The organism is Phytohabitans maris (assembly GCF_031085175.1).
GTDB classification, from domain to species: domain Bacteria; phylum Actinomycetota; class Actinomycetes; order Mycobacteriales; family Micromonosporaceae; genus Phytohabitans; species Phytohabitans maris.
The window spans coordinates 94,799-112,253 of record NZ_JAVHUY010000009.1 but is presented as its reverse complement, the minus strand read 5'-3'; the positions used below and the strand labels follow the sequence as shown (position 1 = coordinate 112,253).

General features: G+C 75.7%; 15 protein-coding genes. 13 read left to right on the top strand and 2 right to left on the bottom strand.

The window, feature by feature from the left end:
- Window positions 1–8: 8 nt before the first annotated feature.
- The 5 genes from RB614_RS11700 to RB614_RS11680 are packed head-to-tail and all read left to right on the top strand — an operon-like array spanning window position 9 to window position 3,920.
- Window positions 9–176 (top strand): lysine biosynthesis protein LysW, encoded by a 168-nt coding sequence (locus tag RB614_RS11700; RefSeq protein ID WP_203855675.1) that lies wholly within the window; start codon window positions 9–11, stop codon window positions 174–176.
- Window positions 173–1,036 (top strand): RimK family alpha-L-glutamate ligase, encoded by an 864-nt coding sequence (locus tag RB614_RS11695; RefSeq protein WP_308712459.1) that lies wholly within the window; start codon window positions 173–175, stop codon window positions 1,034–1,036. Before RB614_RS11700 ends, RB614_RS11695 begins: the two co-directional genes overlap by 4 nt.
- Window positions 1,033–2,061 (top strand): N-acetyl-gamma-glutamyl-phosphate reductase, encoded by a 1,029-nt coding sequence (gene argC / locus RB614_RS11690; RefSeq protein WP_308712458.1) that lies wholly within the window; start codon window positions 1,033–1,035, stop codon window positions 2,059–2,061. The genes RB614_RS11695 and argC overlap by 4 nt, the downstream gene beginning before the upstream one ends.
- A gap of 9 nt (window positions 2,062–2,070) precedes the next feature.
- Window positions 2,071–2,880 carry a [LysW]-aminoadipate kinase gene (locus tag RB614_RS11685; protein ID WP_308712457.1) on the top strand — a complete coding sequence of 270 codons (810 nt, stop codon included), beginning with the start codon at window positions 2,071–2,073 and terminating at the stop codon, window positions 2,878–2,880.
- Window positions 2,877–3,920 (top strand): M20/M25/M40 family metallo-hydrolase, encoded by a 1,044-nt coding sequence (locus RB614_RS11680; RefSeq protein ID WP_308712456.1) that lies wholly within the window; start codon window positions 2,877–2,879, stop codon window positions 3,918–3,920. Before RB614_RS11685 ends, RB614_RS11680 begins: the two co-directional genes overlap by 4 nt.
- 57 nt (window positions 3,921–3,977) lie before the next feature.
- On the opposite strand, the gene RB614_RS11675 is transcribed toward RB614_RS11680, so the two are convergent.
- Entirely contained in the window at window positions 3,978–5,942 is a 1,965-nt protein-coding gene (locus tag RB614_RS11675; RefSeq protein ID WP_308712455.1) for a non-ribosomal peptide synthetase, read from the bottom strand.
- A gap of 87 nt (window positions 5,943–6,029) precedes the next feature.
- Here RB614_RS11675 and RB614_RS11670 point away from each other — a divergent pair, with 87 nt between their 5' ends.
- From RB614_RS11670 to RB614_RS11635, 8 genes are read left to right on the top strand one after another with little or no spacing between them, the layout of a single operon-like run.
- The gene (locus RB614_RS11670; RefSeq protein ID WP_308712454.1) at window positions 6,030–7,157 is read left to right on the top strand and encodes an acyl-CoA dehydrogenase family protein; all 1,128 of its coding nucleotides are present in this window, start codon (window positions 6,030–6,032) and stop codon (window positions 7,155–7,157) included.
- The gene (locus RB614_RS11665) at window positions 7,154–8,017 is read left to right on the top strand and encodes an acyl-CoA dehydrogenase family protein (RefSeq protein WP_308712453.1); all 864 of its coding nucleotides are present in this window, start codon (window positions 7,154–7,156) and stop codon (window positions 8,015–8,017) included. The genes RB614_RS11670 and RB614_RS11665 overlap by 4 nt, the downstream gene beginning before the upstream one ends.
- A complete protein-coding gene (locus RB614_RS11660; RefSeq protein WP_308712452.1) occupies window positions 8,014–8,784 on the top strand; it encodes a thioesterase II family protein in 771 nt (256 codons plus the stop codon). The genes RB614_RS11665 and RB614_RS11660 overlap by 4 nt, the downstream gene beginning before the upstream one ends.
- Window positions 8,785–8,793: 9 nt before the next feature.
- A complete protein-coding gene (locus tag RB614_RS11655; protein WP_308712451.1) occupies window positions 8,794–10,068 on the top strand; it encodes a DegT/DnrJ/EryC1/StrS family aminotransferase in 1,275 nt (424 codons plus the stop codon).
- Window positions 10,065–11,093 (top strand): ATP-binding protein, encoded by a 1,029-nt coding sequence (locus RB614_RS11650; protein WP_308712450.1) that lies wholly within the window; start codon window positions 10,065–10,067, stop codon window positions 11,091–11,093. The genes RB614_RS11655 and RB614_RS11650 overlap by 4 nt, the downstream gene beginning before the upstream one ends.
- Before the next feature lie 23 nt (window positions 11,094–11,116).
- Window positions 11,117–12,427, top strand: a complete 1,311-nt coding sequence (locus RB614_RS11645; RefSeq protein ID WP_308712449.1) for an MFS transporter — start codon at window positions 11,117–11,119, stop codon at window positions 12,425–12,427.
- Window positions 12,424–13,062, top strand: coding sequence for a class I SAM-dependent methyltransferase (locus tag RB614_RS11640; RefSeq protein ID WP_308712448.1), 639 nt, complete (start codon window positions 12,424–12,426; stop codon window positions 13,060–13,062). Before RB614_RS11645 ends, RB614_RS11640 begins: the two co-directional genes overlap by 4 nt.
- A 12-nt stretch (window positions 13,063–13,074) precedes the next feature.
- Window positions 13,075–16,371, top strand: a complete 3,297-nt coding sequence (locus tag RB614_RS11635) for a condensation domain-containing protein (protein ID WP_308712447.1) — start codon at window positions 13,075–13,077, stop codon at window positions 16,369–16,371.
- A gap of 55 nt (window positions 16,372–16,426) precedes the next feature.
- Here the strand turns inward: RB614_RS11635 and RB614_RS11630 are convergent, their stop codons facing one another.
- Window positions 16,427–17,455, bottom strand: coding sequence for a hypothetical protein (locus tag RB614_RS11630; RefSeq protein ID WP_308712446.1), 1,029 nt, complete (start codon window positions 17,453–17,455; stop codon window positions 16,427–16,429).

The following is a 17,455-nucleotide window of genomic DNA, read 5'->3' as shown; positions in this document are numbered from 1 at the left end:
GGACCGAAGTGACGACCACCTGCCCCGAATGCTTCGAGACCGTGACCGCGCCGGCCGAACCGGTGCTGCACGAAATCCTGGAGTGCGCCGAGTGCCGCGGCGAACTCGAGGTGGTCAGCACCGCGCCGCTGCTGGTGGCCCTCGCACCCGAGGTCGCCGAGGACTGGGGAGAGTGAACGCCCGCGGTGGTCGCGATCCGGTGCTGGTGCTGGCCTCCCGGGTCGGTCCGGACGAGAAGGGCCTGCTGACCGCCCTGCGGCGGGGCGGGCACGCGGCGGAGGTGCTGGACACCAACGCGCTGCGCCGCGCGGCGTCCGGCCCGGCCGGCCCGGGTGGGCTCGTGCTCAACCGGGAGATCGGCCAGGTCCGGGCCCGCTACGCGGCCACCATGCTGGAGGCGGCCGGGATGACCGTGGTCAACTCGGCCGCCGCCGTGCAGACCTGCGGCGACAAGTGGCTGACCAGCCTGGCGCTGGCCCGGGCGGGTCTGCCGGCGCCGCGCACCGTCCTGGCCGCCTCGCCGGCCGCGGCCGAAGAGGCGGCCGCGGAGGTGGGCTTCCCGGTGGTCCTCAAGCCGCTGGTCGGGTCCTGGGGACGGCTCGTCACCCGGGTCCGTGACGCCGAGGAGGCGGCCACCGTGCTGGAGCACGTCGGGGCCCAGCCATCGCCGCAGGCCCAGGTCGTCTATCTGCAGGAGTACGTGGACAAGCCCGGTTACGACCTGCGCGCGCTGGTGGTCCGGGGCGAGCTGGTCGCGGCGATGCGCCGGTACGCCGACGACTGGCGTACCAACGTCTCCCGCGGCGGTCGCGCCGAGCCGTGCGTGCTCGACCCGGACACCGAAAAGCTGGCCGTCCGGGCCGCCGAGGCCACCGGCGCCGACATCGCCGGGGTCGACCTGGTCGAGGACCGGGCCGGCGCGGTGCTGGTGCTCGAGGTCAACCACCGGGTCGAGTTCGCCGGGCTGCAAGCGGCGCACGGCGGGCTCGACATCGCCGCGTCCATCGTGGACCGGATCGTCGGAGGTGCGTCGTGACCACGACCGCGGCGGTGGTCGGCGGCTCCGGGTACATCGGCGGCGAACTGGTCCGGCTGCTGCTCGGCCACCCGGAGATCGAGCTCACCACGGTGACCTCGGCGCGGCTGGCCGGGCGGCCGGTCGACACGGCCCACCCCAACCTGCGCGGCCGTACCCGGCTGGCGTTCACCGATCCGGCGGCGCTGAGCGGCGCGGACGTGCTCTTCGTGGCCGCACCGCACACCGAGACGATGGCCCTGGTGCCCCGCCTGCTGGACCGGGGCAAGGTGCTGCTCGACCTCTCCGGCGACTTCCGGCTGCGCGACCCGCTGGTGTACCGCGAGCACTACGGCGTCGAGCACACCGCGCCGGAGCTGCTGGAGTCGTTCACGCCCGGGATCCCCGAGCTGTACCGCGACCGGCTGACCGGCGCCGACCGGATCAGCGTGCCCGGCTGCATGGCCACCGCGGCGATCCTCGCCGTGCATCCGCTGGCCGTCGACGGGCTGATCGACGGCGAGGTCGCGGTGGACGCCCGGACCGGTTCCAGCGGGTCCGGTGCCGGCGGCGGGCCGGGCGACGCGCACGCCGAGCGCAGTGGCGCGATGCGCGTGTTCGCGCCGCTGCGGCACCGGCACCAGGCCGAGATCGCGCAAGCCACCGGGCATCCCTGCCGGATGAGCGCGACCGGCGTCGAGGCGGTGCGCGGGGTCCAGGTGCTGTGCCGGGCCCGGCTGCGCGACGGTGCCGGGCCGCGGGAGGTGCGTGAGGCGTACCGGCGGGCGTACGCGGCCGAGCCGTTCGTCCGGATCGTGGCGCAGCGCCGCGGCGCGTTCCGGCTGCCCGACCCGAAGATCCTGGCCGGCTCGAACTTCTGCGACGTCGGCCCGGCGGTGGACCGCGGCGACGGGCGGGTCACCGCCGTCGGTGCCCTGGACAACCTGGTCAAGGGCGGCGCCGGCAATGCCGTGCAGTGCCTGAACATCCGGATGGGCTGGCCGGAGGAGTCCGGCCTCGGCTTCACCGGACTGCACCCGATCTAGGAGGCCGGTATGGACGTCGTGGTGGTCAAGTGCGGCGGCAACGCCGCGGTGGACGCGGCCGCGGTGTGCGCCGACATCGCCGCCCTGCACGCCGCGGGCGTCCCGGTGGTGCTCGTCCACGGCGGGTCGGCCGACATCGACCGGCTCGCCGGCCGGCTGGGCGTGCCGCGCCGGGAACTGGTCTCGCCGGACGGCGTGACCACCCGCTACACCGACGCGGCGACGCTGGAGGTCGTCCACCTGGCCCTGGCCGGAATGGTGAAGCCGCGGCTGGTCGCCGGCCTGGCCCGGCACGGGGTGCCGGCGGCCGGGCTGACCGGCCTGGACGCCGGTCTGCTGCGGGCCCGGCGCAAGCGCGCGGTCCGGGCGGTGTCCGGCGGTCGCCGGGTGGTGGTCCACGACCAGCACGCCGGTCGCCTCGACCGCGCCGATCCGGCCGTCCTGCTCGCGATGCTGGGCGCCGGCGTGGTGCCGGTGGTGTCCCCGCCGGCCGCGGACGAGGACGGCGCACCGGTCAACGTGGACGCCGACCGTGCCGCGGCGGCGATCGCGGCGACACTCGGGGCCCGCGCGCTGGTGCTGCTCACCGGCGCCCCGGGCGTGCAGACCGACCCGGACGACCCGGGCTCGGTGCTGCCCGCGGTGACCGTCGCAGACACCCTGCCGGCGTACGCGGCCGGAGGCATGGCCCTGAAGCTGGTCGCCGCGCGCGAGGCGCTGGCCGGCGGAGTGCCGCGGGTGGTGGTCGCCGCCGGGTCCGGTCCCGAGCCGGTACGCGCGGCGCTGGCCGGCGGCGGCACACTGGTCGGTGCCGGATGACCTCGCCCGTCGACCTGCTGACCGACCTGGTCGCGATCGCCTCGCCGTCGTACGCGGAGCACGAGGTCGCCGCCTGCCTGGCCGGCCACATGCGCCGGCTGGGGTTCGCCGCGCACCTGGACGCGGCCGGCAACGCGGTCGGCGTCCTGGACCGCGGTCCCGGGCCGTCCGTGCTGCTGCTCGGGCACATCGACACGGTGCCCGGCGGGCCGCCCCTGCGGGTCACCGCCGACGCGGTGCACGGCCGGGGCGCGGTGGACGCCAAGGGGCCGATGGCCGCGCTCACCTGCGGGGCGGCGCGGGCCACCGGCTTCCGGGGGCGGCTGACCGTGGTCGGTGCGGTGGAGGAGGAAACGCCGGGATCCCGCGGCGCGATGGCGGTCCGGGACACCCTGCCCCGCCCGGACGCCGTGATCGTCGGGGAGCCGAGCGGCTGGTCCGACGTGGTGCTGGGGTACAAGGGCAAGCTCGACCTGCGGGTCAGCGCCGACTGCCCGGGAGCGCACCCGAGCGCCCCGTACCCGCGGGCGGTGGAGCTGGCCGTCCGGGCCTGGGCGGTGTTGCTGGACGAGATCGGCGCCGACCCGGCCGACCCGGCGTCGGCGCACCGGAGCTTCGCCGACCCGGCAGCGACGCTGACCCTGCTGCGCGGCGACCCGGAGCACGCCGAGGCCGAGATGAGCGTCCGGACCCCGCCGGGATTCGACGTGGACGCCTGCGTGGCCGCCGTGCGCACCCGGGTCCCGGCGGCCACCGTGACGGTGCGGGGCGCGGTGCCGGCCTGCCGGGTGCGGCGCGCAGACCCGGTGGTGCGCGCGCTCAGCGGTGCGATCCGGGCCGAGGGCGGGGAGCCGGGCGCCAAGGTGAAGACCGCCACCTCGGACATGAACACGCTGAGCGAGGTCTGGTCGGTGCCGATGGCCACGTACGGCCCGGGGGACAGCCGGCTCGACCACACCGACGACGAGCACATCCGCATCGACGACTTCCTGCGCGGCGTCGCCGTCGTCGAGCGCGCCCTCACCTCGCTCGCGCTCTGAGACGTTCCGGCACGACGGGGCGGCGGATCCCGATCCGGGACCCGCCGCCGTCCGGGCTCACTCGGCGAGCATCGCCTCGACCTCGTCGTCGGACAGGTCCGCCAGGCCGGCGAGGATGGCATCCAGGCCGCTGCCCGCCCCGGCCGGCGCGGCCGTTTCGACCGCGCCCGCGAGCCAGGCCAGTGTCGGCGCGCGGAGGAAGTCGCCCAGCGCGATCTCGGCGCCGAACTCCTCGCGTACCCGGGACAGCAGCCGGATCGCCTGGATGCTGTCCCCGCCCAGCTCGAAGAAGTCGTCGTCCGGGCCGGCGGCGACCGTCCCGAGCACCGGCGACAGGCACGTCTCGCGCAACCGCCGCTGGGTCGGGGTCAGCTCGGCCACGCCGGCGTCGCCGCCGGCCGGCCGGATCCGGCGCAGCGCGGCCAGGTCGGTCTTGCCGTTCACCGTCAGCGGGATCGCGTCCACCTCGACGAGCCGGGACGGGACCATGTGCCGGGGGACCAGCTCGGCCGTCCGGGCGCGGATCGCGGCCAGGTCGGCCGGCGCGGCGACCGGTACGACGTAGGCGACCAGCTGACCGCTGTCCTCGGTGGTGGCCACGGCCTGCCGTACCCCGTCGGTGCGGACCAGGGCCGACTCGACGTCGCCCAGCTCCACCCGGTGCCCGTGGACCTGCACCTGCCGGTCGTTGCGGCCGAGGAAGACCAGGTCGCCGTCGGCGGTCCAGCGGCACAGGTCACCGGTGCGGTACAGCCGGTCGCCCGGGTGGCGGGCCCAGGGGTCCGGGACGAACCGGTCGGCGGTCAGGCCGGGCCGGCCGGCGTACCCGCGGGCCAGGCCGGGACCGCCGACGCAGAGCTCACCCGGCTCACCCACCGGCACCGGGCGCAGCCGTTCGTCCAGGGCGTACGCGACGTGGTTGTCCATCGCCCGACCGATCGGCGGCGAGGTGGTCCACTCACCGGTGCACTCCTTGGCCACCACGGTCACCGTGCACTCGGTCGGGCCGTACCCGTTGAGGAACCGGCAGTGCCGCGCCCACCGGGTCGTCAGCTCGCCGGTGAACGCCTCGCCGCCGACGAAGGCCACCCGCAGGTCCGGAAAGCCGGCCGGGTCGAGCAGGTCCAGGATGGCCGGTGGCAGGTCCACGACGGTGATCCGCTCCCGGCGCAGCGCGGCCGACAGGGCGGTCACCGACAGCCGCTCGTCGTCGCCGGGCAGGTACAGCGAGGCGCCGGTCAGCAGGGCGGCGAAGATCTCGAACACCGACACGTCGAAGCCCAGCGACGCGTACTGGATGAGCCGGTCCTCGGGCGTGAGCTCGAACATCCGCTGGACGGTCTCGACGAAGTGCACCGCGCCGGCGTGCTCGAGCTGCACCGCCTTGGGCACGCCGGTGCTGCCCGAGGTGTAGATGGCGTACGCCAGCCGGTGCGGGTGCCCGGGCGAGGCGGCGAGCGGGGGCGCGGCGGGCCACGGCCGGTCCAGGCGAAACACGGGCGGACCGTCCGGCGGCAGCGCCGGCTCGGTGCCGGCGTCGGCCAGGACCAGGACCGGATCGGCGTCGCGCAGCACGGCGGCGATGCGCTCGGCCGGATTGCCCGGGTCGATCGGCACCCAGTACCCGCCGGCCCGCAGCACCGCCAGGATCCCGATGACCGCCCGTGCGTCGCCGCGTCCGGTGAGGATCGCGACCGGGCGCTCCGCGTCCACGCCACGGGCGTGCAGGGCGGCGGCCAACCGCTCGACCTCGGCGGCCAGGTCGGCGTACGTCCGGCGGCCGGAGCCGTCGACGACCGCCACCCGGCCGGGATGCCGGGCGGCCGTTTCGGCGAACACCTCGGTGACGGTGCGGGGCGTGCGCGGGGTCTCGCCGGGCGCCCACTCGCGCATCAGGGTCTCGATGTCGTCCGGTAGCGGCGCGGGCGGGGCGATGGCCGCCCGCAATCCGGTGAGGAAGCTCGTCCGCCGGTCGGCCGGGATGCGGCTGAGCCGGCGCATCAGCTCGCTGTCAACAGTCACCGCTCCTCCTCAGGAAATTGGGTTTACGGGAGTGACAGGGCGAACTTTACTGGAGTAATCTTCGATGCACTAGAGAAAGGAGGGGTCGTGGACTTCGGATTCGACTCGCACCAGAGCCGGCTGCGTGCCCGGGTTCGCGCCGTGCTGGCGACGCCTGGCGTCCGCCGCGCCATCGACGACCTGGCGGCCGGCGCCGGCGAACCCGACGAACGCCCGCTCTACCGGGCGATCGGCGCCGCAGGCGTCCTCGCCCCCGACTGGCCGGCCGAGTTCGGCGGCCTCGACGGCGGGCCGATGAGCGTCGCCGTGGTCGCCGAGGAGCTGTCCCGCGCCGGTGTCCCGGACACCCTGCACATCAACACCGTCCAGATCGTCGGGTCGGTGCTGCGCGCCATCGGCACGGCGGACCAGCAACGACGCTGGCTGCCCCGGTTCGCGGGCGGGGAGCGGTTCGCCTGCGTGCTCTACACCGAGCCGGAGGCCGGGTCCGACCTGGCCGCGCTGACCACCCGGGCCGAGCCCGTGCCGGGCGGTTACCGGGTGAGCGGTACGAAGATCTACAGCCTCAAGGCCGCCCTCTGCGACGTGGCGCTCGCCGCGGTGCGCACCGGCGACCCCGCGTCCCGCTACGACGGCATCACCCTCGTGCTGATCGACCTGCACGCGCCCGGCGTCCGCGCGACGCGGATACCCAGTCTCGCCGACGAGCATTTCCACCGGGTCGACCTGGACGCCGTGTTCGTCCCGGAGTCCGATGTGCTCGGTGCGCCCGGCGCCGGCTGGGCCGCGCTCACCACGGCGCTGGCCATGGAACGCACCGGGCTCGACTACGCGCTCAAGGCGGCCCGCTGGTACGACACCGCCCGCGGCGGGCTGACCCCCGGTGACGCCGCCGACAGCCTGGCCGACCTGGGCCGCCACGGCGCCAGCGCCGACGCCGCCCGGCTGCTCGCCTGGGCCGCGCTGGCCCGGCTGGAGGAGGACCGCTTCGACCCGGTGTTCGCGGCGATGGCCAAGCTGCACACCAGCGAGTCGGCCGCCGCGGTGGCCGAGTGGGGTGCCGCCCTGCGCGGCGCGGCCACCGCCCCGACCACCGGCCCCGCCCGCTGCCTCGAGTCGGCCTGGCGGGAGGCGCCCGGCCTGACCATCTCGGCCGGCGTCTCCGAGGTGATGCTCGAGCTGATCGCCGGCTCGCTGTCCGGGAGCGCGCGATGAGGCCGCTGCCCGACGCCCTGCAGGACGAGCTGCGCGCGGCGCTGCGCCAGGCGCTGCGCGGCGTACCGCCCCGCGGCGACGTGCACGACCTGCTCGGCCGGCTGGGTCTGCACGGCCTGGAGATCGCGCCGGCCGCCGGCGGGCTCGGGCTCGGGCTGAGCTACGGCGTCGTGGTGGCCGAGGAGCTCGGACGGGTCGCGGCGTGCGACACGTACCGGTCCGGGTGCCTGGCCGCGGAGACCGGCCCGGCCGCCGCGGCCGGGGTCGCGGCGGGCGCTCGCCCACCGGCCACGGCGCCGCCCCCGGCCGGTGGCGCGCTGGTCCGCGCGCGGATCCGGCAGGCCGCCTACCTCGTCGGTCTCGCGGCCGGCGCGCACGACCTGGCGGTCCGGCGCAGCGGCGAGCGACACCAGTTCGGCCGACCGATCGCCGCCTTCCAGGCCACCGGCTTCGCCCTCGCCGCCGACCTGGTCCGGATCGAGGAGGTCCGGCTGCTCACCGCGTACGCCGCCTGGCTGGCCGACCGGGACGCCGCCGGCAGCCCGGACTCGGCGGCTGCGCAGCCGCGCGCCTGGCCGCCGGCCGACGGCGAGCCGGACCTGGCCGCGATCCAGGCCCTCGCCGCCGCCGCCGAGGCGGCCACCGGCGTCACCCGGCGCGCGCTGCACCTGCACGGCACCTACGGACTCACCGGCGACGCCGCGATCCAGCACTACTACCGCCTGGCCGGGACCGAGGCGACCAGATGGGGCCAGCCGGCCGCGCTGTGGCGGGCCGCCGGACACCGGCGCCTGGCGTCCGCCCCCGACACCGAACACACGACCGCGGTCCTTGCCGCCGCGGGGAAGGGCGAGCGATGAACCCTTGGTTCCGGATCCACGAGCGAGACCCCGAGGCGCCGATGCGGCTGTACTGCCTGCCGTACGCCGGTGGCAGCGCCTCCCTCTACCGCGGCTGGGGCGCCGGCCTGACCGGTGTCGCCGAGGTCGTCGCGGTGCAGCTACCCGGACGGGAGAACCGGATCGGCGAACCCCCGGTGGCCGCCATGTCCATCCTGGTCGATCGGCTCACCCGCGCGATGCTGGCCGAGCCGGCCCGGCCGTACGCGCTGTTCGGCTACAGCATGGGCGCGCGGGTGGCCCACCACGCCGCGCACGTCCTCGCCGCGGCGGGGCGGCCGCCGCAACGGCTGTTCGTGGCCGCCTCGCCCGGCCCGGCCGCGCCGCCCGGTCCGGCCGCGCACCACCTGAGCGAACCCGATCTGGTCGCCCACCTGCGCCGGCTCGGCGGCACCCCGGACGAGGTGCTGGACAGCGCCGAACTGCGCCGGCTGGTGCTGCCCGCGGTCCGTGCCGACCTGGCCGCGGTGGAAACCGCGCCCCGCCCGCCCGGCCCGCCGCTGTCCTGCCCGGTGCACGCCTTCGCCGGGCGCACCGACCCGGAGGCGTCACCGGACCGGATGGCCGCCTGGGGCGTGGAGACGCGCGGCGACTTCATCCTCGACACCTTCGACGCCGGTCATTTCTTCGTCCACGCCGACCCGGCCGGGCTGCTCGCGCGGGTCCGGAGCGGGCTCATCCCGGCCCCGGCGCACCCGGCGGCCGCGCCTGCGGCCGTCGCCGCCTAGGAGGCCGACATGGGTACCGACGATCCCGTCGTCATCCCGCACCCGCCGCGCTGGCCGGTCTACGACCGCGCGGCGGCCGACCGGGCCGCCGAGCTGATCCGGCGCGGCCGCTCCTTCGACTACGACCACGGGCCGGAGATCGCCGGCCTGGAGGCGGCGTTCTCCCGGCGGCACGACGGGCGGCACGCGCTCACCCTGAACTCCGGGACCAGTGCCCTGCTGGCGGCGTACTTCGCGCTCGGGCTCGGCCCCGGCGACGAGGTGATCGTGCCGACGTTCACCTTCCTCGCCACCGCCTCTCCGCTGTTCCTGCTCGGCGCCGTCCCGGTGCTCGCGGACAGCGACGGCCCGGACGGCACGGTGAGCGCGGCGAGCATCGAGCGGGCGGTGACGCCGCGGACCCGGGCGGTGGCGGTGACCCACCTGTTCGGGCACCCGGCGCCGATGGACGAGATCACCGCCCTGTGCCGGCGGCGCGGGCTCGCCCTCGTCGAGGACTGCTCGCACGCGCACGGGTCCACGTACCGGGGCCGGCCGGTCGGCACCTTCGGCGACCTCGCCGTCTTCAGCATCGGCGGGCTCAAGCTCGTCTCCGGCGGGATGGGTGGGGTGCTGCTCGCCCGCGACTCCCGCCACTACGACCTGGCCTGCCTGCTGACCGCCTTCAAACAGCGCAGCGAGCGCACCGTACGCGATCCGCGGCTGCGCCGGCTGGCCGACGTCGGGCTCGGCGGCAACCTGCGGATCAGCCCGCCCGCGGCGGTGCTGGCGCAGAGCCACCTGGACCGGATCGTGGAGCTGGTGGCCGCGAAACGCGCCAATGTGCACCGGCTGCTGGAGCCGCTGGTCGCCCGGCCCGGGCTGACCGGTCCGGTGATCGCCCCGCACGTGACCATGGGCGGCTGGTACGACGTCGTCGTCACGGTCGACCCCGAGCGGGCCGGGTTCAGCCGGGACGACCTCGTGGCCGCGCTGCGCCGGCAGGGTGTCAAGGCCGACGTGCCGGCCACCCGGCCGCTGCACCTGAGCAGCGTCTTCACCGGCGCCGAGCCGGGGCACCGGCACCCGTACCCGCCGGACGTGCTGGCCCGGCGTTTCCGGCACCGTCGCGGCGACCTACCGGCCGCCGAGGCGCTGCACGACAGCTGGGTCAGCCTTCCCGGGCCGTATTTCAACGACACCGCCGGAGCGCTGGTCGAGCCGTACCGGGCCGCGTTCCACGCTGCCCTCGACCGGCTGGGCGCGGCCGGCCCGCCGGTCCCGGCCGCGGGAGGAGCCCGATGACCCCCACCACCGAACCCGCCGCGCACCTGGTCATGCCGGAGAGCGTCGGCGTCTGGTTCCCGCACTTCCTCGGCCCCGGCGGAGCGGACCGCACCGTGGTGCTCGGCGAGGCGCCCGCCGTCGACGTCGGCGTGGTCCGCGACGCCCTGTCCCGGATCGGCTCGCGCCGGGTGGTGCTGCACTCCGGGCACGACACGCTCGGCCGGGACCGGACCCTGGCGCGGGCACTCGCCGGATCCGGGTTCCAGCCGACCGCGCAATCCGCTCGGGCCACCCGGATCGGGCTGGACAAGCGGCTGATGAAGGAGTTCTTCGACGCCTGCGGCTGCCCGGGCCTGCCCTGGACGACCGGCGACCGGCTGCCCGGGGTCGCCGGCGACCCGCTCGTCGTCATCAAGGCCCGGCACGGCACGCAGAGCCGCGGGACCGTGCTGACCCGGCTGAGCGACCGCGCTCCGGCCCCCGGCGAGATCGCCGAGCTGTACGCCGACGGCGTCGAGTACTCGATGGTCGTCTTCCGGGACGGCGAGCGGGTGGTGACCCTGCCGCCGATCTGGAAGGGGCCGACCTCGACCGCGCTGGTGCCGCCCTGGCGCCGGCTGCGGCTGTGCCCGTACGAGCCGACCGACCCGGCCCTGGAGCGCCGGCTGCGCGACGATTCGCGGGCGCTCGCCGTGTCCGCCGGGGCGGTCGGCCTGATCGAGATCGAGTACCTGGTCACCGCCGACGGCGCGGCCCGGGTCCTGGAGATCAACCCGCGCATCTCCGGCACCATGCGGCTGGCCGCGATGGCCACCGGGCTGCCGATCTTCGCGCTGTACGACGACCACACGGTCAGCGGTGACGTCGCCGCCACCGGCCATGCCGCCGAGGTTCCGTACCGGGGCGACCCGGTCTGCGACCCGGCCGGCGGCGTCTTCGCCACCTCACGGCTCACCGTCGTCGCCGACGACCCCAGCCGTGCCCTCGACAAGTTGCGCCGGTGCGCCGGCGCCCGTGCCATTCCCACCGCGGCAGCGGCCTGACCAGTTCGCCAGGAGGTTCACCGATGACCACCGCACTCGCACCCGTGACCACCCCGCCCCCCGAGCCGGCTCCGCCGCGCGACCACTCCCGGCGTGACTTCCGGCTGCTCTGGTTCGGGCAGGGCGTGTCCACGATCGGCAGCCAGATCACCGAGATCGCGCTGCCGTTCACCGCCCTGGTCTTCCTGGGGGCGTCGGCCACCGAGATCGGCATCCTCAGCGGCCTGAAGGACCTGGCGGGGCTGGTGCTGACGCTGTTCGCCGGCGTCCTGGTCGACCGGATGCGCCGCCGCCGCCTGATGATCGCGGCCGACCTGGGCCGCTTCCTCGCGCTCGGCATCATCCCGCTGCTGGCGCTCGGCGACATCCTCTCGATGCCGATGCTCTACGTCGCCGCCTTCGTGGTCGGCTGCCTGACCGTCGTGTTCAACCTGGCGTACCCGGCGTTCGTGGGGTCCCTGCTGGACAACGACCGGCTGATCAACGCGAACAGCAAGCTGGAGGGGACCGAGCAGATCTCCGGCATCGTCGGCCCCGGTCTCGGCGGCGTCCTGGTGCAGGTGCTGCGCGCCCCGTTCGCGATCGCCGTGGACGCGCTCAGCTTCCTGGTGTCCGCGCTGAGCCTCAGCGCGATGCGGCACCGCGAGTCCGAGGACGACCTGATCCGCGGCGGCACCGGCGGGGTCCGCGGCGTCTTCCGGGACATCAAGGAGGGCCTGGTCGCCACGTTCGGGAACGCGCACCTGCGCGCCCTGGCCGCCGAGGCCGCGACGTTCAACCTGTTCTCCCAGATCGTCATGGTGCTGTTCCTGGTGTACGCCAACCGCGAGGTCGGTCTCAGCGCCGGTGTCATCGGTGTCGTCTTCGCCGTCGGCAGCGTCGGCGGCACCCTCGGCGCGCTGGTCACCGGCAAGCTGGTGGACCGGATCGGGGTCGGCCCGGCGCTGGTCGGGTCGACCGCGCTGACCGTCGCCCCGATCGTGGCCCTGCCGTTCGTCGGCGGGCCGAAACCGGTGCAGGCCGTGCTGTTCGGCGCGGTCTACCTGGTCGTCGGGCTCGGCATCGTGATCTCCGCGATCACCAGCATCACGATGCGCCAGACCATCACGCCGAGCCGGATGCGCGGCCGGGTCAACGCCAGCTTCCGGTTCGTCACCATCGGCGTCATCCCGATCGGCGCGGTCGGTGCCGGCCTGCTCGGCGACTGGATCGGCCTGCACAACGCCCTGTACGTCAGCGCCATCGGCACGCCGCTGGCGCTGCTGTGGCTGATCTTCTCGCCCGTGCCCAAGGTCCGCACCCTGGACGAGATCACCCCCGAGGAGAACCGATGACCACCGCGATCAGCGACCCGGCCGCCAACGCCGGGGGCTGCGACCACGGGTACGCCCTGACCCCGTGCCTGTGGGGCGTCGAGCCGGAGCCGTACGTGGCGGGGCTCGAGCGGCACGTCACGCTGGACGGCGCCCGGGCACTCGACGCCGGCTGCGGCGAGGGCCGCAACACGGTCTTCCTGGCCCGTGCCGGCGCGACCGTGGACGCGGTCGACATCTCCGAACTGGCCCTGGAGCACGCCCGCCGGCTCTGGCCGGACGAGCCGCGGATCACCTGGGGAACGGCGGACGTCTCGCGGGCCGTCCCGGGCGGCGGGTACGACGTCGTGGTCTGCGACAGCGTGCTGCACTGGAACTCCAGCCTGGACCAGGCCCGGCGGACCGTCCGGAACCTCCAGGCGGCGACCCGGCCGGGCGGGGTGCACGTGCTCTGCTCGTTCAACGACCGCGCGCAGCAGCTGGATCGGCACCTCAATCCGCCCCGGCTGCTGCCCGCGCACGACGAGTACCTGCGCATGTACACCGGCTGGGAGCTGCTGCGGGTCGAAGACGTCACGATCGTCTCGTCGCACGCGGACGTGCCGGAGCCGCACACGCATTCGGTCACCAAGATCCTGGCCGCCCGGCCCCGGTGACGAGGAGGCGTCATGCTCGACTTCCCGACGGTCGCCGCCGGGCCGGTGCCCCTCTCGTACGCCCAGGAGCAGCTCTGGTTCATCGAACACCTCTCCCCGGCGGCGCGGCTGTACAACGAGCTGTGGCAGCTGCGGCTGGACGGCGACCTCGACGTCGGCCTGCTCGACCGGGCGCTGGACGCGGTGGCGCAGCGGCACGAGTCGCTGCGTGCCACGTTCCCGACCGAGAACGGCGCGCCGGTGTGCCGGTACCGGGAGTCCCTGTCGCTGGCCACCGGCCCGGCGCACGACCTGGGTCACCTGCCGGCGGGCGAGCGCCGCCCGGCGGCCGAGCGGATCGCCCGCGAGTTCGCCGACCGCCCGTACGACCTGGCCGGCGGGCCGCTGACCCGCAGCATGCTGCTGCGCCTCGGCCCCCGCGAGCACCTGCTCCTCATCGGCTGCCACCACCTGGTCGCCGACGGGCAGTCGCTGGCGCTCATCCGCGCCGACCTGGACGAGCTGATGACGGCCGAGCTGACCGGCCGGCCGCCCGTGCTGCCGCCGCCGGCCGCCCGGTTCGCCGACCACGTGACGCGGCAGCGGGCGGCGCTGGCCGGCGGGGAGCTGAGCGAGGGACAGGCGTACTGGCGGGATCGGCTGGCCGGCGCCCCCGCGCTGCTCGACCTCCACAAGGGACGGCTGCGCCCGGCGGTGAAGTCCGAGCGCGGCGCGCGTGAGCGGTTCGACCTGGACCCGGCGTCCGCCCGCGGGCTGCTCGACTTCGCGATGCGGGAGAGCAGCACCCCGGCCTGCGTGCTGATCACGGCGTTCGCGGCGGTGGCGCACCGGCACACCGGGGACGACGACCTGGTCATCGGCACCGCCGGCGCGGGAAGGAGCCCGGGCGGCTTCGACGACGTGGTCGGGTTCTTCGCCAACACGCTGCCACTGCGGCTGCGTCCGCACCCGGCCCTGTCGTTTCGCGGCCTGCTCGCCGAGACCACGGACGCGGTGCTGGACGCGCTGGAGTTCGAGGAGGTGCCGTTCACCAGCATGGTGGAGGGCCTGCCCGGCCGCGACCCGAGCATCCCGCCGCTGGTGCAGGTGATGGTCACCCAGTCGCCGAAGGTGGCCGACGGCGTGCCGTTCGGCCCGGTCCGGGCCACCGAGGAGCAGATTCCGCGCGGCCGCGCCCGCTTCGACCTGCTGATCGAGGCCGAGGTCGGCGCGAGCGGCGTGACCCTGTGGGTGGAGTACGACGACGCGCTGTTCGAGGCGGAGTACGTGCGCTGCCTGATCCGGCACCTGGAAGCGGTGCTGCGGGCCGGGTGCGCGGATCCGGAGCTCGAGCTGGGTCGGCTGCCGATGCTGGGTGCGGGGGAGCGGTCCGGCTCGGAACGGGAGGTGCTGATCGGCGACTGCGTGGCCCCCGACTTCGCGCTGGGCCGGCTGCACAGCGCCGGACCGGGCGGGCGCATCGACGACGTGCTCGTGCCGCCCGGCCCGGACACCGGCCGGGTCGGGTACCGGCGGCCGGGTGGCGTCGTGGTCGACCTGGGCCCGGCGGACCGGTTTCCGGTCATCGGCGGCATCACCGTGCCGCTGGACGAGGTGGCCGCGCTGCCGCCCGCCGCCGTCCCGCGGTACGCCTCCGCCGGGCGGCCCGGTGGCGAGCCGGACGCCGGCGACCCGCCCGGCCTCGACACGGTCCGGCCGGCGCTGCTCGCACTGTGGCGCCGGGAGCTCGGCGACCCCGGGTACGGCCCGCACGACGACGTGTTCGAGCATGGCGGCCACTCGATGATGGTGGCCCGGCTGGCCCTGCTGGCCCGTGACGAGCTGGCCGTCGAGGTGCCGATCCGGGCGATCTTCGAACACCCCACTGTGGACGGTCTGGCCCGGGTGATCTGCCGGGAGCAGCCGGAGGCCGTACAGACCCTGCGACTGCTGGCCGGGCTCAGCGCCGACGAGCTGGACGCCCTGCTGCCGGCCGCCGCCGAACCGGCCGCCGCCGATCCCGGCCCGGCCCCGCTGACCGGGGCGCAGCGGCAGATCTGGGTGATGGAGCAGCTCGCCCCCGGCGGGCCGACGTACAACGTCCCGCTGGAGTTCGACCTGACCGGCACGCTCGATCCGCAAGCGCTCGCGGCGGCGTTCGCCGCGGTGACCGCCCGGCACGACGCGCTGCGGTGCCGGTACGAGTGGACCGCGGATGGCCCCGTGCAGCAGGTCGTGCCCGGCGCCGGGCCGGAGCTGGAGGTGCACGACCTCACCGGCCTCGGCGAGCAGCGGGCCCTGGCGGCCGCCGACCGGATGGCCCGCGAGCAGGCGGTGTCCGGGTTCGACCTGCGCACCGAGCCCCCGGTCCGGGCCCAGCTGGTGGTGGCCGGGCCGGCCCGGGCCCGGCTGCTGGTGGTGTTTCACCACATCGGCGTGGACGAGGTCGGCCTGTCCGCGTTCCGGCGGGATCTGGTGGCCGCGTACCGGGCGGCCCGGGACGGCCGGCCGGCGGCGCTGCCGGCGCCCGCGCTGACCTGGACCGAGTACGCCCGGTGGGAGCGCGACTGGCTGGCCGGCCCGGCCGGGGACCGCCAGCGCGACTACTGGGCCGCTGCGCTGCGCGGCGTGCCGGAGCTGCGGCTGCGCACCGACCTGGTGGCGCCGGAGGGCCTGAGCTTCGCCGGTGGCCACTACGACCGGGTGCCGTCGGCGCCGCTGATGAGCGCGGTCGGGACGCTCGGCACGGAGCTGTCGGCCACGCCGTTCGTGGTGTTCGCCGCGGCGTGCGCGGTGCTGCTGTCGCGCCTGTCCGGGCAGGAGGAGTTCGTGGTCGGGGCGCCGGCCGAGAACCGGCAGCGCGCCGACGCGCGCGAGCTCGTCGGGTGCTCGGTCAACGTGCTGGCGCTGCGGGTCCGGGTGCCGTGCGGGGCCACGTTCGCGGAGGTCGTCGCCGGCGTCCGGGAGGTGACCATCGACGCGTACGACAACCAGGGCCTGCCGCTGCCGGACGTGGCCCGGCTGATCGGCGCGCGGCGGGCGGCGAACCGGCTGCCGCTGGTCCAGGTCACCGTGGCCTGGCAGGACGGCGACGACGTCAACCTGGCCCTGCCGGACTGCGTGTCGACCTGGCGGTACGTCTCCAGTGGTGCGTCCCGCTACGACATCTCGTACACCGCGATGCGGCGCGGGGACGAGCTGGAGCTTGGCGTCGAGTACAACACCGCGCTCTGGCACGCCGAGTCGATCGATGCCCAGCTCGCCACGCTGGAACGGATCCTCGTCGGCGCGGCCGCCGCCCCGGCCACCGCGGTGTCCGAGCTCGGCTGACCGGGTACGGGACGGGCGGGCATCCACAGTGGATGCCCGCCCCGTCTTGCGTGCCTCAGACGTCGACCCGGTCGAAGACCGCCCGCACCTGGCGGCACGCCTCCAGCAGCTCGGCCACCCGACCCGGCGGGTACATCTGGTCGCCGTCGCCCGGCCGGTAGAGCCGTTCCGGGCGCAGGAACGACTCCAGCAGGATGCCGTCGGCGCCGAACGCGGCGGCGGCCAGCGCGGCCGGCGCGATCGCGTGCCGGCGTCCGGTGCTGTGGCTCGGGTCGAAGACGACCGGCAGGTCGCACCGCTGCCGGACGGCCAGGATGGCGCCGAAGTCGGGCTGGAAGGCCAGCGAGTCGTCGAACGTCGCCACCCCGCGGGCGCACAGCACGACGGCCCGGTTGCCGCGGCTGAACACGAACTCGGCGGCGCGCAGCCAGTCCGACACCGACGAGCGCAGCCCGCGCATGAGCAGCACCGGCCGGTCGATCGTGCCCAGCTCGGCCAGCAGCGCCCGGTTGGACATGTTGCGCGTGTCCACCTGCAGGCAGTCGGCGACCTCGGCGACGACCTGCACGTCCCGCGGGTCCAGCACCTCGGTCACCACCGGCAGGCCCACCTCGGCCCGGATCGCCGCCAGGTCGGCCAGCCCGCCGCGCCCCTTGCCCTGGAAGTGGTACGGGCTCGAGCGCGGTTTGAACAGTCCCATCCGCAGCGCCCGGGCGCCCTGGGCGCGCAGCACGCGCGCCGTCTCCAGGGTGTCCGGCACCGACTCCAGGGCGCACGGCCCGGCCGCGCACCACACGCCGCCGTCGCCGACCGCGGCGCGGCCGATCCGGACCTGGTCGGGCGCCACCCGGCTCTCCCGGCCGACGAGCCAGTACCCGCGGTCGGCGGTGCTGTGCTCGGCGAGCACCACCTCGGCGGTGGCCGCGTCGAGCGCGGGCACCCGCGACTCGTCGCCGCTGACCACGACGAACCTGCGACCGGCCAGGTCGACGGGCCAGGCGGCGACGTCCGGGCAGGCCCGGAGCCGGCCGACCAGCCGGTCGATCACGGCGCCCGGCGTTCCGGGCATCATCTCGTACAGCAC

Coding starts and splice junctions, on each gene's coding strand:
- RB614_RS11685 (WP_308712457.1), top strand. CDS start 2,071: ATGGACGTCGTGGTGGTCAAGTGCGGCGGCAACGCCGCGGTGGACGCG.
- RB614_RS11680 (WP_308712456.1), top strand. CDS start 2,877: ATGACCTCGCCCGTCGACCTGCTGACCGACCTGGTCGCGATCGCCTCG.
- RB614_RS11665 (WP_308712453.1), top strand. CDS start 7,154: ATGAGGCCGCTGCCCGACGCCCTGCAGGACGAGCTGCGCGCGGCGCTG.
- RB614_RS11660 (WP_308712452.1), top strand. CDS start 8,014: ATGAACCCTTGGTTCCGGATCCACGAGCGAGACCCCGAGGCGCCGATG.
- RB614_RS11655 (WP_308712451.1), top strand. CDS start 8,794: ATGGGTACCGACGATCCCGTCGTCATCCCGCACCCGCCGCGCTGGCCG.
- RB614_RS11650 (WP_308712450.1), top strand. CDS start 10,065: ATGACCCCCACCACCGAACCCGCCGCGCACCTGGTCATGCCGGAGAGC.
- RB614_RS11645 (WP_308712449.1), top strand. CDS start 11,117: ATGACCACCGCACTCGCACCCGTGACCACCCCGCCCCCCGAGCCGGCT.
- RB614_RS11640 (WP_308712448.1), top strand. CDS start 12,424: ATGACCACCGCGATCAGCGACCCGGCCGCCAACGCCGGGGGCTGCGAC.
- RB614_RS11635 (WP_308712447.1), top strand. CDS start 13,075: ATGCTCGACTTCCCGACGGTCGCCGCCGGGCCGGTGCCCCTCTCGTAC.